The following is a 14,569-nucleotide window of genomic DNA, read 5'->3' as shown; positions in this document are numbered from 1 at the left end:
ATCGGATTAGTCCAATATCTCGGTATGAAGTTCTGGCTCCCCCTGGCCCTCGCGCTCAGCACCACCGCCTCCGCAGCGGACCTGAGCGGCGTCAAGACCTACCTCGACACCCGGCTCACCACCCAGCTGAGCGGCACGGCCGCCCTGAAAACAGCGGCGGACACCTACTACGCCGCCGCGAAGGCCGCGAACTTCAACTACCGCCGGCTCGCCACCCAACCCGGCGTCCGCACCACCCTGCAGGCCGCCCGCCAGGGCTGGCAGAAGGCCAGTCCCGCCTACGAGAACATCGAGGGCATCGTCGCCGGCGTCGAGTCCCTCGCGGCGTTCGACGTGATCCTCGACGCCGGGACCAGCGCCGCCGACAGCCCCGAGGACGCCGTTCCCTTCGACCTCACCCTCCCCAGCGGCCGGGTATTGCCCAGACCCGGCAATCTGTTCGGGGTGACCGAAGGCACGCTGTGGGGCACCGTGAAGGCCTACAGCAGCGGCGTGCCCTTCGACGTGAACGGCAACGGCCGCACGGACCTCGGGGACCAGCTGCCCGACGCGAACGTCCTGAAAGCCGCGTCGGACCGGCTGCACAGCGAGAGCCAGCGCCTGCGCCGGGCCGCGGCCGCCTGGAACCCCACCCGCGAGGACGTCTTCGGGGCGCTCGTCGCGAACGTCCCCACCGTCGGCCCGGTCTTCTTCGAGGACTGGAAGACCACCCCCTTCGTCCTGGGCGCCCAGAGCACCCGCAAGGACTTCGTGGTGATCTCGCGCCTGAGTGACCTGAAAGGCAACGTGGCCTCCTGGCAGGCCATGTACGCCGGGCTGCGCCCGGACGTGAAAGCCAGGAGCGCCACCCTGGACACCCAGATCGGCAGCGGCCTGAACGAACTCGCCACGTTCGTCGACCGCCTGCTCCAGCGGGAGAAGACCCGCCGCTACACCCCCGAGCAGGCCGAGCAGCTCCAGAAGGAAGCGCAGAACCGCGCCACCGTCATCACCGGGCGGATCACGCAGGCCGCCGCGCTGCTGGGCGTGCACGTTGAATAGGCGCGCCGCAGGCCGCGCCGGGCCGTTCCTCCTCGCGCTGCTGGCCCTGGGCGGCTGGACCGCGCGCGCCGCCGACCACGCCACCCCGGCCGAGGCCATGCGCAGCCGACTGGCCGAGGCGACCCTGGAAGTGAGCTTCGACCCCCCGGCGGCCGCGCAGCTTGTCCGTGAGGCGCGCCGGGCCTCCGGGGCGGTGCCGGCCCTGAACGGCTCCCAGGTGCCCGCCGCCCTCGCCCGCGCCGAGCAGGCCGCGCGCCGCGGCGACGCGCCCGCCCTCGCCGCGGCCGGCGCTCAGGCCTGGACGGCCCTGCTGCGCGAGTCGTACACGCAACTGGAACGCAGCCTCGCGGCCGGGGACGTCCGCGCGGCGAGCGACTGGCTGGTCGTCCGCGAGTACCGCAGCGCCAGCCCGCTGAGCCGCCTGAACGCCGACGCCACCACCGCCCTGCAGGACCTGAGCGCCGGGAAGATCACCGCCCGGCAGGCCCTGTCGGCGGTGCATTCAGACCTGCTCGACGCGTATCAGTCGCGGCTCAACGACGCCCTGCGGGAACTGCGGGTCGCGCAGGAACGCAGTTTCACGACCCTCAGCGCCGAGAACAAAGCCCTCGCCCAGGGGTACTTCCGCCTGCTGGAAGCGCCGTACGCCGCTCAACGCGGCCCGCAGGCCGCGCGGCAGATGACCGCGCAACTCGCGGCGCTGCCGGCCTCACTCCCGGCCGTCCAGGCGGCACTGGAAGGCTTCCGCGCCGCGCCGCTCAGCGAGCTCGAACGCAACGGCCGCTCGGCGCAGGTCGTGCGGTTCCTCTCGCTGGTGCCGGTCGAGTACGCGCGCGGCGTGAACATGAACGGACCGCATGCCGTCGTCACGCACGAGGTCGAGGTCAACGAGGCCCGCACCTTCCACGCCGGCGCCGTGTCGGCCCTGTCCGACATCGCGCCGCTGCTGCCCGACCAGGCACGGGCGAGGCAGCTCACCGCGGCCCTGCACGCCCTGGGCGGACAGCTGTCCCCCCAGGCGATGAAGCGGTCGGTCCTGCCCCCCGACGGACTGCAACGGCAGGTGCAGACCCTGCTGGCCGACGCGAACGCCGCCATTCCCGCCGACTGGCGCAGGACCGACGCGAACGCCGACCTGGACGTCATCCGCACCCAGCTCGACGCGGTGGTGGCCGCCGCGCAGGACGGCGAGTGGACCGCCGCCGAGACCGCCCGCCTGGACGCCTACGCCCTGCTCGAAAGCGGCACCGAGGCGCGGATTGCCGTGTTCAACCCGGACCTCAAGGTCAGGCTCGAGGACCTGCTGTGGAACGGCACCCGCCCCCGGGGGCTGGCCGCCCTGATCCGTGAACAGGCGACCCCCGACGACTTCAGCGCCACCCGCGCCGCCCTGCAACTGACCCTCGCGGACGTCGGGAAGATCCTGGGCACGGACGTCGCGCCGACCGCGGTGGCCACCAACGCCGGCATCATCGTGTTCCGCGAGGGCCTCGAAGCGGTGCTGATCCTGGCCGCCCTGATGGGCAGCCTCCGCAAGGGCCCGCTGGTCAGGTTGCGCCGGCCGATGTGGCTGGGCGCGGCCGGCGCCGGCGTCGCCACCGTCCTGACCTGGCTGGCCCTGCAGCAGACCCTCTCGCTGCTGGGACGCTACGGCGAGAAACTCGAGGCCGTGGTGTCCGTGATCGCCATCGGCGTGCTGCTGCTGATCATGAACTGGTTCTTCCACCAGGTGTACTGGACGGACCGCATGGCCGCCTTCCAGAAGCACAAGCATGAACTGACGCACGCCCCCGCCGCCTGGAAGGCGCAGTGGTGGGGACTGGCGGTCCTGGGCTTCACCAGCATCTACCGCGAGGGCTTCGAGACCGTGCTGTTCCTGCAGTCGCTGGTGCTGCAGGCCGGCGTGACCCCGGTGCTGAGCGGGACGGCGGCGGGCCTGGCGGCCGTGACCGGCGTGGGCGCGCTCGTCTTCACTTGGCAGGCGAAACTGCCCATGAAGAAACTGCTGATCTGGACGGGCGTCCTGATCGCCGCGGTGCTGGGCGTGATGGTCGGCAACACGGTCCACACGCTGCAGCTGGTGGGCTGGCTGCCGGTTCACCCGCTGCCGCTGACCGTGCCCGCCTGGCTGGGCCTGTGGCTGGGCCTGCACGCCACCTGGGAGGGCGCGCTGCTCCAGGTGGGCGCGCTCGTGGCGGTGATCGGCTCGTTCTACCTGGCCGAGGGACTGAAGGAACGCGAACTGCGCCGCAGACGCCAGGGCGCGGCCCTGTCGTGAGCGGCGCGGCCGTGTCATACGGATTCCGTTTATTTCGTTGACAGATCGGAACACCACCGATCAGCCAACTCCACGTCCGGAATCCGGTTTTCTCCTGCTCTGCGGAGCAGCTCTACGAGTCGCATCCGCTCGGATTGAATGGGCTGCAAAGCCCATTCAATCCGAGTCCGTATCAGTGGCTGCCGGCCCCGCCGGACGGGGCGTACCCGCTGGCCTGCAGCTCATACAGTTGCGCGTACCGGCCGCGCCGCGCCATCAGCGCGTCGTGACTGCCGCTCTCGGTGATCTGGCCGCCCTCCAGCATGACGATGGTGTCGGCCAGCCGCACGGTCGAGAAGCGGTGCGAGATGATCAGCGTGATGCGCCCGGCCGCCTCGGCCCGCAGCGCCTGGATGGTCTCGAATTCCGCGCGGGCGTCGAGCGCGGCGGTCGGCTCGTCGAACACCAGCACCGACGCGTTCCGGAAGTACAGCCGGGCCAGCGCCAGCCGCTGCCACTGCCCGCCCGACAGCTGCCGCCCCCCCTGGAACAGCCGGCCCAGCGGGGTGTCCAGCCCGCCCGGCAGGCTGTCCACGAACCCGGCCCCGGCGCTCGCCACGGCGCGCTGCACGCCCGCGTCGTCGTTCAGGCGGCCGCTCTCGGCCAGGGCGACGTTGTCACGGGCGGTCATCTGGTACTGCCCGAAATCCTGGAAGATGATGCTCATCTCGCGCTGCACGCTGCGCGGACTGAACCGCGCGGCGTCCTGGCCGTTCAGGAGGATCTGCCCGCCCGTCGGCTGGAACAGCAGCGTCAGCAGCTTCACGACCGTGGTCTTGCCCGCCCCGTTCTCCCCGACGAGGGCCAGTGACTCGCCGCGCCGCACCGTGAAGTTCACGCCGCGCAGCACGTCCCGTTCGGTCAGCGGGTAACGGAACGCCACGTCCCGGAACTCGATGGTCTCGATGCGGCCCTCCCAGGTGTCCCCGGCGTCCAGGTCCCGGCCCGGCAGTTCCAGGAAGGCGTAGAGGTTACGCATGTACAGCAGGTTCTGGTAGATGCCGCTCACGCCGGTCAGCAGGCCGCTGACGGTCGCCTGCACCTGCGCGATCCCCAGCACGAACACGCTGAAATCCCCCACGCTGATCTGCCCGGCCGCCGCCCGCCGCAGGATCAGGGCGCTCGCCACGCCGATCAGCAGCGCGGAGAGCAGTGACGCCCCGAAGTTCCACGCGGACCGCTGCCGCACCAGCGTCTCGAGCTGCGTGCGGAACCCCAGGTAGTAGGTACGCCAGCGGTCCAGCAGGTACGGCTCGAACCCGAACAGCCGCACCTCCTTGACCAGCGTGTCCGAGGTCAGCAGGCTGCCCAGGTAGTTCTGCACGCGGGCGTCGTGCGTCTGCCGGCGCAGCATGCGGTAGCCTTCCACCCCGAAACGGTTACTGATGATCACGCCCGGCACGCTGGCCAGCACGACCAGCGGCAGCACCCACACGCCCAGCTGCGTCATGAGCGCCCCCACCGATCCCAGCGTCACGACCGCGCCCGCCAGGGACACCAGCTGCGTGGCGACCCCCAGCGGCCGCGACCCGACCTCCCGGTACGCCTGCTGAAGGCGGTCGTAGGTGTCGGCATTCTCGAAGGCCTCGACGCTCAGGGTGGTGGCCTTGTCCAGGATGCGGCGGCTGACAGTGTGCTGCAGGCTGTCACCCAGTAACTGCTGCGCGGCGTTCTGCACGGTTCCCAGCAGGCTGCCCAGGATCACCAGCCCCACCTGCGCGGCCAGCAGGCCCAGCAGGGCGCGGTACGTGACCTGCCCCTGCGCCGCCTGCGCCACCGCGTCGAGCAGGTGCTTGCCGACAAGCAGGTTCGCGGCCGGCAGGGCGCTGCCCAGCAGACTGGTGGCCGCGAAGGTCAGTGCGTGGCGCGGACTGGCCGTCCACACCAGTCTCAGCGTGGCCTGCAGGTCCCGCCACCGTTCGGCCGGCGTCAGGGGCGGTTCGGGGGGCGTGGGGGTCGGGCGGGCGGGGGAGACCGGGCCGCCCCGGAAAGGAGCACTCATCAGCGCCGAGTCTGCCGCACCCGGCCGGCCGTGAAGGTGACGTGAGCGCGGCCCGGGTGCGGGCCGGGGGCTATGATGCCCCGCATGCCCCGCCCGCCCGACCTGCCCCGCCCTGCGGACCCCGCGCGGACCACCCCGTTCCGGGCGGCGCGGCCCGACCCCCCCCGGGGACGGCGCCGGCTGATCGCGCTGGGGGCCGTGCTGGTCGCCGCCGCCTGGATCAACCTGCCGGTGTGGACGCCGGTGGACCGCGGCGGCGCCCGCGTGCAGGCCCTGCCGGTCGCGCCGCCCTACCGCGCCGGGCAGCGGGTGCTGGTCCTCTCCCCACACCCGGACGACGAGACGCTGTGCTGCGCGGCCTCGATCCTGCAGGCCCGCGCGGCGGGCGCGGAGGTGTTCGTCGCGTGGATCACGCCCGGCGACGGCTTCGAGTTCGACGCGGCCCTCACGCAGCGGGTGCTGAATCCGGGCCCGGCGAACCTGCGTGCCCTCGGTGACGTCCGCGCCAGCGAGGCGCGGCGGGCGGTGGCCCTGCTGGGCGTGGACGCCCGGCACACTCTGATGCTGGGCTACCCGGACGGCGGGCTGTTCCAGCTGTTCACCCTGCATTACGCCTCGCCGCTCACCTCACCCCGGACCGGCGCGGCGGCGGTGTACGTGCGGGGCGCCCTGCGGCCCGGCCGGCCCTTCACCGGGCAGGCGCTGGAGGCGGACCTGCGCGGCGTGCTGCGCCGCGTGAACCCGGACGTGGTGCTCGCCCCCGCCCCGCAGGACTTCCACCCGGACCACCGGACCGTGTCGTTCCTGGCGCTGCGCCTGATGGCCGAGCGGCACGCGGAGCAGCGCCTGCGGTTCTGGGTGGTTCACGGCGGACTGGAGTGGCCGCTTCCCAAGGGCCTGCACCTGAACGGGCCGCTGACGGTGCCGCCGCGCGCGCGGGCCCTGCCGTGGCAGCGCGTGCCGCTCACGCCGGCGCAGCAGGACACCAAGCGGCGGGCGGTGGAGGCGTACGGCACCCAGACCGAGGTGCTCGGGCGGTTCATGCGGGCGTTCGTGCGCCGCAACGAACTTCTCAGCCCGCAGGCGTTGCCGGGGACGGCGCCCGCAGGGACTGAACCATGACCACGTGCCGCGCCGGGCGGCCCAGCCACGGCGTCCACAGGTCCGAGTCCCGCTGCGCCGCGACCTCGAACCCGGCCCGGGTGTACAGCCGGAGGGCCGCGACGTTCTCGGTGGTCGTCGAGAGCTGCGTGCCCGGCACGCCCGCGTCCCGCAGGGCCTGCAGGTGCGCGAGCAGCAACTGGCGGCCCACGCCCTGACCGCGCGCGCCGGGCAGCAGGTTCAGGTGCAGGTGCGCCGGGTACTGCCGTTCGTCCGCGTGCGGCCCGGGGTGACGTGCGGCGCGCAGCAGGTACCGCAGGCTGAGGCGCGTGTCCGGCCGCACGATCCGGCCCGCGACCCGGCCTGCGGCGGCCAGCAGCGCCCGGCGGTACCCGCCCGGGTCGGCGCGGCCCAGCACGTACCCCAGGAGCTGCCCGTCCCGTTCGGCCAGCAGGCAGCCCACACCGCCGCGCAGGTAGGGGTCGATCCACAGCGCCGTGAACAGCGCGCGGTCCGGGAAGTACCGGGCCGGCTCACCGAAGAAACCGGTGGCGTGGGCGACGGCGCCCAGCGCGGCGCGGTCGGCGGGCGTGACGGCCCTCAGCGTGACGGGCCCCGGCGGAGGGAAGGCGGACGGGGTGGGCGTGGCGGGCAGGTGGTCCTCCGGGAAACGTGGGGGTCATGGGCGCGGCTCGCGTCTGGAGCATGGGCCATGAAGAGGCAGGCTGTCTGGCCGGGCGGACTTGTCACGCTCCGCAGGAGAGCGGGTGAGTGTCGACGGGCAGGACGGACGGGAACAGCCGCGAAGCAGCGAAGGGAGGCATGGGAAGAACAGACTTCCGACGCGGTCGAAAGCGGCTCTATCATCATGGCAGGCCGCGCCCGCCGGCCGAGGAGGCAGCCATGACCGACCTGCGGCCCGGTTCCCTGGGCGACCCGCGTGCGTTGCTGCGGGACGCGTTCCTGCACGCACTCACGGTGGCGTCCCCGGAGCGGCTGCTCGCGCCGCACCTGGCGCGGGAGGCGCAGCCCGACCTGATCCTGGCGGTCGGGAAGGCCAGCGTGCCGATGGCGCGCGCCGCGCTGGCCCGCTGGCCGCAGGTGCCGGCCCTGGTCGTCCGGCCGGCCGGGCCAGGCGGGACGGACCTGCCGGGCCTGCCCGCCCACGCCGTGGTGCGGACCGCCGCGCACCCGGTGCCGGACGCGAGCAGCGAGGCGGCCGCCCGCGAGGTCCTGGGGCGCCTGCGGGCGCTGGGGGCCTCGCAGCGGGCGCTGCTGCTGCTGTCCGGCGGGGGCAGCGCGCTGCTGTGCCTGCCGCGCGGCGTGACCCTGGAAGGCAAGCAGGCCCTCACCCGTGACCTGCTGCGCTGCGGCGCCGACATTCATGAGATCAACACCGTGCGCCGTCACCTGTCCGGCGTGAAGGGTGGGCAGCTGGCCGCCGCCACGCGCGCGCACGTCCGGTCCCTGATCCTCTCGGACGTGGTCGGGGACGACCCGGCCTTCATCGCGAGCGGCCCGGCCGTCCCGGACCCGACCACGCCGGCGGACGCGCTCGCGGTGCTCGACCGGTACGCGCTGCCCGCCCCGGAAGTCCGCGCGTCCCTGCGCCGCGGACGCGCCGGCACGCCTGCGGTGCTGCCGAACGCCTCGTGGGAGGTGATCGGCTCGAACCGCACGTTGCTGGAGGCGGCGCGGGCGTTCCTGCGGGCGCGGGGTGTGCCGGCCGTGATTCTCGGTGATACCTTCACGGGCGAGGCGCAGGTCCTGGCCGGGTTTCACGCGGCGGTGATCCGGTCGGTCCGGGCGCACGGCACGCCGGTTCCGGCGCCGGTCGTGCTGCTCTCGGGGGGCGAGGCGACCGTGACGCTGACGGGCGGCAGCGGCCGTGGGGGGCGGAACCTGGAGTTCGCGCTGGCCCTGCTGGCGGCGCTGGGAGAGGAGGGAGTGTACGCCCTGTCGGCCGGCAGTGACGGCGTGGACGGAAGCAGCGCCGCGGCGGGGGCGTTTCTCACGCCGGACAGTTTCGCGCGGGCGGTCCGGGCGGGGCTGGACGTGCGGGCGTTCCTGCGCTCGCATGACTCGCACGGTTTCTTCGAGGCGCTGGGAGACACGCTGGTGACGGGCCTGACGGGGCATAACCTGAACGATGTCCGCGCTGTGCTGGTCGGTCCGGTCGGCTGAGCTCTGGCCTGCACTCAATGTATTCAGTTGTATATGAATGCGGAGGAAGAGGAGGTAGAGGGGGGAGAGTCCGAGCTGCCCTCCTGCACCCCGGGCATCGGAGGGTCCTGATGCCACCCGGCTTCCGGATGGGACAGGCCGCAGGCATGGGCTAAGGCCCAGGCGTCCGTACCGGCATTGCTCCGTGATTCCACCCGAACCACGCCTCCCGTCCCACGGGCTTCCCTGCGGATCATTCCCCATTACTGCCTGAACCTCCGGTCTCTGCCGGGAGCGCTGGCGACTCAACCGGGGTTCCCAGGATGCTGCTCCTGCGCCGGCGTGCGCTCCGAGGAGGCGTCTGCCTGCAACGGGCAGGCGATGCCCACCTCTGCAGCCCGGCATCTTGGTTCATTTCATATAAACATCAATATATTGAACAGGCCCTTCTTGACCGCGCCCTTCCAGCAAGAACACCAACAACAGAGAGCGACCGTCCGCGTCTCCCTGATACGGACTGCCGTTTGTTTCGTTCACAGATCGGTGGTGGTCCGATCTGTCAACGCAACGTCCGGAACCCGCCCAGCGCCTCCTCGCCTCGCCCGGATTGAACGGCTCTGTAAGCCATTCAATCCGAGTCCGTACGACATCAGAAGAACTCGACCTCACCCGCCACATCGTTGTCCTGCACGGCCACGTACCGGCGGGTGGTATCGACGGACGCGTGCCCCAGGAACAGGCCCACCCGCGTGAAATCCCGCGTCGCCTGGTACAGCCGCGTACCGGAATGCTTGCGGGCCGCGTGAAAGCCCCGCCACGCCTCGGCGTGCCCGGCCGCGCGGAAGGCCTTGCGCATACGGTACGTGGCCTGCGCGTACTTCCAGTCGAACAGCCGCCCGTCGGCCGTGACGGGCGGCGCCGCACCCAGGGCCTCGCGGACCCGGCGGCCCAGCGGCACCCGCCGGACCCGGCCACCCTTGCCGCGCACCGTCAGGGAGGACCCGTGCAGGTCGGCGGTCGTGACAGCCAGCGCCTCGCTCACGCGCAGCCCGGCATGGGCGCACAGCAGCAGCAGCGCGGCCAGACGCGCGTCACAGTGCGCCAGCACCTGGTCGACCTCGTGCAGGTAGGGGGGGTTCTTCACGATGCCGGGCGTGGGGTCCGGCGCGACGTGCGCGTCCTGGAAGGGGTGGGCGTCGGTGGCACCGGCCCAGCTGAGCGCACGGTACAGGGCGCGCGCGCCGGCCACGTACTGCGCGGCCGTCGCGGCGGACAGCGGCCCGCAGCGGCCCCGGCCGCGGCTGGGGCGGGTCTGCAGGTGCGCGACGTAGCGGCCACCGTCACGGCGGCCCGGTCGCAGGACCGACACGCCGCTCTGCTCGGCCCAGCGGACGTAGTCCTTGACGGCCAGGGCGTAGGCTTCCAGGGTGCGGCGGCTGGTGCGGGCGCCCTTGCGGCTGGCGACGGTCATGTAGGCGTGCGTGATCATCGTGAGCATGTCGTCGTCGTAGGTGCTGGCGGCCTCGACCGCCCGGACACGCAGGGCGCGGTCGTCGAGACCGCTGATGGTGACCGCGTTGCGCAGCTGGACGAGGGTCACGCGGCCCGCCGGGAAGAATGCAGCGGCAATGGGATCATGTCCCGGCAGTGTAATGGCCCGCGGGTCTGTTTTTCAAACCAATTGGCATTAGTGTGAACAGGCCGCGGCCACAAGACAGGTCCTGAACATCCCACAAGGACTGACCCGGCCGCTCACGGCCCTCCTGTGAGGAAGCCGCGGAAAGTGCGTACTGGACGCGTTTTCCCCACGGGAACAGGCACGGAAGGGCGCGGTCCGGGGATCAGGTGGGTTCATGCAGGTCGAGCAGCACCAGTTCTGCCGGGCAGTCCCAGCGCAGCGGCACACCCGTGACCCCCAGCCCACGCGACACGAACCCCAGCGCCTGCCCGTTCGGCGTCGGCGCGGGCGTCCCCTCGGCAGGCGACTGCACGATCCGGTCCCCGCGCACCCAGCCGCGCAGCACGTTCAGGAGGGTGCTGCGGCGTTTCAGCGGGCCGAACAGCGGGAGGCGGACCTGCCCACCGTGCGTGTGCCCGCTGAGCGTCAGGCCCACCCAGGCCGGCACCTGTGACAGGTAGTCGGGGTTGTGGGCCAGCAGCACCACCGCGCCGCCCGCGTGTTCGCCGAGCGCCGCGGCGAGGTCCTGCTGACCGAACCACCAGTCGTCCACGCCCGCGACGAACAGATCGTCCCGGACCTGCACGCCCGCGTTGTTGATGAGCCGCACCCCCACCCCGGCCAGCTGCTCGGCGAAATCCTGGCGGGTGGCGTTGGTGTTCAGGCTGGTCCAGTCGTGGTTGCCCCACACGGCGTACACGCCCAGCGGGGCGTGCAGGTGGGCGAGTTCGGCCAGCAGTTTCCCGTGCCGGCGCCGCCCGACACCGCTGTCCAGGAAGTCGCCGGTCACGACGATCACGTCCGGCCGGGCCTGCCGGGTGGCCTGCACCCAGCGGCGCACCGAGCGGCGGCGCATGAAGACCCCGTAGTGCAGGTCGCTGAGGTGCGCGATCCGTACCGGGCGGGTCAGGCCGGGCAGCGGAGCGCGGTGGGTGGTGATCTGGAAGCGGTAGGTGTTGGCGACGCCCAGCGCCGCCACTCCCGCCGCTGTCCAGCCGAGGGTGCTCAGGGCGCGGCGCAGCATGCCGCCCAGCTTAAGGGATGGACGGCACACGGGCGTGGCGTTCACTTTCCGGAATTAAGGCTTTTGTGCGACCCGGCCGCTTACGCTGCCAGCATGTTCCCCGAGCAGCTGCTGGCCACTGATGACATCATGTACCGTGCCGCTCAGGCCATCACGGTCATCCACGCCCACCGGACCCAGGCGCGCTGGCTGCGCGTCATCGCCCTGGCGGACCCGCAGGCGACCGGCCGCGCCCCGGCCTTCGTGGCGGCGCAAGGTGAGCGGCTGCAGCGGCCAGCGGCCAGCATCGGCCTGAACACCGACCTGGGGCACACCCAGCACCTGCACACCCGCTGCGTGTCCCCCCTGGGCAGCGATCCCGTCACCCTGCGCGCCCTGATCGGCGGCGGTCACGCCCACGAACTCGAGAGCCACGGACTGGTGGACCGCGTGACGACCGCCACCTGGGGTCTGGCCGGCGCGCTCGACGAGCAGCAGCGGGAACGCAACCGGCCCGCGAAGTCCTTCCGGCTGTGGCGGGCCCCCACCCCGCACGCGGCCCGCGAGGCGCAGGAGCGGGTGGACGCCTGGACCGAACAGCTGCGCGCCGCGCTGCGCGACCTGAACTTCGTGCCGCTCAGTGACCTGGGCCTGAGCTGGGACGAGGTCACCGAGGAGCCCCTCGACATGCCCGCTTCCGCCTGAACGCCCGCCTCCGCCTGAACGGATTCGCGGTCAGGCGGGGGACCGCAGCTCCCCCGCCGCCCGGTGCCCGAGCGGCCCGTGCCCCGCGCCCAGGCCCGGCGCGGCGCGGATCGCGGCCTGCAGGTACGCGTGCGCGGCCCGCACCGCGTCCGGCAGGGCCAGACCGCGCGCGAGGTTCGCGGTGATCGCTGCCGACAGCGTGCAGCCCGTGCCGTGCGTGTGCCGCGTGTGCTGCCTCGGCGCGCGCAGCGTGAGGTGGTGGCCGTGGGCGCACAGTTCGTCGGTGACGGTCCCGCCCGGCGCGTGCCCACCCTTCAGGAGCAGCGGCGTGGTGTCCGGCACGCCCGCCGCGCGCAGCGCCGCCCACTCCGGCACGTTCGGGGTGACGAGTGTCGCCAGGGGCAGCAGGTCGTCCCGCAGGGCGTGCAGGGCGCTGGCGTCCAGCAGGGCGTCCCCGCTCTTGGCGAGCATCACCGGATCGACGACCAGCGGCAGGTCCCGGCCCCGCAGGATGTCGGCCACGGCGCACACCAGCCCCGCGTTGCCCAGCGCACCCGTCTTCACCGCCGCGACCGGGAAATCGTCCAGCACGGATCTCAGCTGCGCGGCCACCAGCTCCGGCGGCAGCGGGTGCGCCGCCTGAACGCCCCGCGTGTTCTGCGCGGTGATCAGCGTCAGGACGCTCGCGCCGTACACGCCATGTGCCTCGAAGGTCTTCAGGTCCGCCTGGATGCCCGCCCCCCCACCGGAATCCGAGCCCGCGATGGTCAGGGCAACGGGGACGGTCATGCGCTCACGCTCTGTTCGACCAGTGCCTGTACGCGCGCCGCCGTGACCGGGGCGAGCAGCGACCCGTGCCGCCCGTGCCCCGCCGCGACGAGCACGCCCGGCACCGTGGGGTGCGGCCCGACCCGCGGCATCCCGTCCGGCGTGACCGGGCGCAGGCCCACGAGGTGCGCGGCGACCTCCGCCCCGTCCACCCCGGGCACGAGCGTCCGGGCGGCGCCGCGCAGCCAGCGGGCCGCGTGGAGGTCGGGCGTCACGGCCCAGGTGTCGCGGCTCGTCGCGCCGACGTACAGCCCGTCCGGGCGGGACAGCGCGTAACGGGAGAACCCCTGTGCGGGTGGGCCATACCACGCGCCCACCCCGGGCGCGCCGCGCAGCAGCAGCGCCTGCCCCTGCCGCGCCCCCACCGGCACGCCGAACGCCCCGCTCCACGCGCCCGCCGCGAGGACCACCTGCCCGGCGTACCAGTCGCCCGCGTCCGTCCGCACCCGCACCCCGCCGCCCGACGGCCCGATGGCCTGGACCTGCGCGGCCACGACCTCCAGCCCCTGCCGGGCCGCGCGGACCACCGACGGCGGGTGCAGGCTCCCCTCGCCGGGTGTGCAGACCACCCCACCGCCCGCCTGAAGTCGCGTGACGCCGGGCCGCAGGTGAACGGGCAGGCCCGAGCGTTCCAGCCGCGCCGCCAGCGCGGGCCAGCGCCGCAGTCCCTCCAGTGCGTCCGCGTGCAGGGGCGTGCCGCGCAGCCGCTCGCCGTCCGGGGTCAGCAGGCCCGCCGCCGCCCGCCACGCCGCGCCCGGCCGGTCCGCGTCCAGCACGAGGACGTCCGCACCCGCCCCCCGCAGCGTGAACGCCACCAGCGCCCCGATCAGGCCGCCGCCCACCACGATCACCTCCCGCACGCGGATCACGGGCTCACCCCATCCCGGCCTCCTCCCCGCCGGGGAAGGAGCAGAGACACGGCTTCCCGTGTCACACGGGCACTTCCGGGTCGGGCAGACGCACCACCCCGCCCAGCGGGCTGCTGGGGCTGGCGTGCGTGCGTTCGGGCATCCGTCCGGCCAGGAACGCCGCGCGGCCCGCCTGCACGCCCAGCGCGAACGCGTGGGCCATGCCGACCGGGTCGCGCGCCTCGGCGATCGCGGTGTTCACCAGCACGGCGTCCGCGCCGAGTTCCAGCGCCTGCGCCGCGTCGCTCGGAACGCCCAGGCCCGCGTCCACAATGATGGGCACGCGCGCGCCGTCCAGCACGGTGCGCAGCAGCTCGGGACTGCGCAGGCCCCGCCCGGAGCCGATGGGGCTCGCCAGGGGCATCACGGCGGCGCACCCGGCGTCCTCCAGCGCGCGGGCGAGCACCGCGTCCGCCTGCACGTACGGCAGCACCGTGAACCCGTCGGCGGCCAGCGCCTCGGCCGCGCGGAGCGTGCCCACGGGGTCGGGCAGCAGGTAGCGGGCGTCCGGGATGACCTCCAGCTTGATCCAGTTCACGCCGGTCGCCACGCGCGCCAGCCGCGCCACGCGCAGCGCCTCGTCGGCCGTGCGGCACCCGGCGGTGTTCGGCAGGAGTTGCACGGCGTCCCAGTCCAGGGCGTCCAGCAGCCCGTCGTGCCCCGGGGCCTTCAATTCGACGCGGCGGATGGCGACGGTCACGATCTGCGACCCGCTCGCGGCGAGCGCCTCGCGCATCACGCCGAAATCCGTGAACTTGCCTGTGCCGGTCATCAGGCGCGACGTGAACACCTTGCCGCCGAGGGTGAATGCGTCAGAGGCCAT

At 73.1% G+C, this 14,569-nt stretch carries 12 protein-coding genes; 5 read left to right on the top strand and 7 right to left on the bottom strand.

Features of this window, described 5'->3' with window-relative positions; all coding sequences use genetic code 11:
• Positions 1 to 24: 24 nt before the first annotated feature.
• Complete coding sequence (locus ABDZ66_RS11395; protein ID WP_343758926.1) at positions 25 to 1,041, top strand: imelysin family protein; 1,017 nt, start codon at positions 25 to 27, stop codon at positions 1,039 to 1,041.
• Positions 1,034 to 3,319, top strand: a complete 2,286-nt coding sequence (locus ABDZ66_RS11390; RefSeq protein ID WP_343758924.1) for an FTR1 family protein — start codon at positions 1,034 to 1,036, stop codon at positions 3,317 to 3,319. Before ABDZ66_RS11395 ends, ABDZ66_RS11390 begins: the two co-directional genes overlap by 8 nt.
• 172 nt (positions 3,320 to 3,491) lie before the next feature.
• Here the strand turns inward: ABDZ66_RS11390 and ABDZ66_RS11385 are convergent, their stop codons facing one another.
• Entirely contained in the window at positions 3,492 to 5,360 is a 1,869-nt protein-coding gene (locus tag ABDZ66_RS11385; RefSeq protein ID WP_343758922.1) for an ABC transporter ATP-binding protein, read from the bottom strand.
• A gap of 84 nt (positions 5,361 to 5,444) precedes the next feature.
• On the opposite strand from ABDZ66_RS11385, the gene ABDZ66_RS11380 reads away from it, so the two are divergent.
• Entirely contained in the window at positions 5,445 to 6,482 is a 1,038-nt protein-coding gene (locus ABDZ66_RS11380; protein WP_343758919.1) for a PIG-L deacetylase family protein, read from the top strand.
• Here ABDZ66_RS11380 and ABDZ66_RS11375 read toward each other — a convergent pair.
• The gene (locus tag ABDZ66_RS11375; protein WP_343759014.1) at positions 6,433 to 6,948 is read right to left on the bottom strand and encodes a GNAT family N-acetyltransferase; all 516 of its coding nucleotides are present in this window, start codon (positions 6,946 to 6,948) and stop codon (positions 6,433 to 6,435) included. The two genes, ABDZ66_RS11380 and ABDZ66_RS11375, sit on opposite strands and share 50 nt — an antisense overlap.
• Before the next feature lie 416 nt (positions 6,949 to 7,364).
• Here ABDZ66_RS11375 and ABDZ66_RS11370 point away from each other — a divergent pair, with 416 nt between their 5' ends.
• Positions 7,365 to 8,645 carry a glycerate kinase type-2 family protein gene (locus ABDZ66_RS11370; RefSeq protein ID WP_343758917.1) on the top strand — a complete coding sequence of 427 codons (1,281 nt, stop codon included), beginning with the start codon at positions 7,365 to 7,367 and terminating at the stop codon, positions 8,643 to 8,645.
• A 628-nt stretch (positions 8,646 to 9,273) separates the two neighbouring features.
• Here ABDZ66_RS11370 and ABDZ66_RS11365 read toward each other — a convergent pair.
• Together ABDZ66_RS11365 and ABDZ66_RS11360 are read right to left on the bottom strand one after the other, a co-directional pair.
• A complete protein-coding gene (locus ABDZ66_RS11365) occupies positions 9,274 to 10,224 on the bottom strand; it encodes a tyrosine-type recombinase/integrase (RefSeq protein WP_343758915.1) in 951 nt (316 codons plus the stop codon).
• 241 nt (positions 10,225 to 10,465) lie between these two features.
• Positions 10,466 to 11,326: a metallophosphoesterase gene (locus ABDZ66_RS11360; RefSeq protein WP_343758912.1), complete on the bottom strand. Its 861-nt coding sequence runs from the start codon at positions 11,324 to 11,326 to the stop codon at positions 10,466 to 10,468.
• A 93-nt stretch (positions 11,327 to 11,419) separates the two neighbouring features.
• Between ABDZ66_RS11360 and ABDZ66_RS11355 the strand changes: the two genes are divergently transcribed.
• Positions 11,420 to 12,010: a hypothetical protein gene (locus ABDZ66_RS11355; RefSeq protein WP_343758910.1), complete on the top strand. Its 591-nt coding sequence runs from the start codon at positions 11,420 to 11,422 to the stop codon at positions 12,008 to 12,010.
• 30 nt (positions 12,011 to 12,040) lie between these two features.
• Here the strand turns inward: ABDZ66_RS11355 and thiD are convergent, their stop codons facing one another.
• From thiD to ABDZ66_RS11340, 3 genes are all read right to left on the bottom strand, one after another.
• Positions 12,041 to 12,799 carry a bifunctional hydroxymethylpyrimidine kinase/phosphomethylpyrimidine kinase gene (gene thiD / locus ABDZ66_RS11350; protein ID WP_343758908.1) on the bottom strand — a complete coding sequence of 253 codons (759 nt, stop codon included), beginning with the start codon at positions 12,797 to 12,799 and terminating at the stop codon, positions 12,041 to 12,043.
• A complete protein-coding gene (locus tag ABDZ66_RS11345; RefSeq protein ID WP_343758906.1) occupies positions 12,796 to 13,707 on the bottom strand; it encodes an NAD(P)/FAD-dependent oxidoreductase in 912 nt (303 codons plus the stop codon). The genes thiD and ABDZ66_RS11345 overlap by 4 nt, the downstream gene beginning before the upstream one ends.
• A gap of 61 nt (positions 13,708 to 13,768) precedes the next feature.
• Positions 13,769 to 14,569, bottom strand: coding sequence for a thiazole synthase (locus ABDZ66_RS11340; protein ID WP_343758904.1), 801 nt, complete (start codon positions 14,567 to 14,569; stop codon positions 13,769 to 13,771).

This window comes from Deinococcus depolymerans (assembly GCF_039522025.1).
GTDB lineage: Bacteria > Deinococcota > Deinococci > Deinococcales > Deinococcaceae > Deinococcus > Deinococcus depolymerans.
Note: the sequence above shows the minus strand (reverse complement) of the source record. Positions and strands in the feature narration are given on the sequence as shown.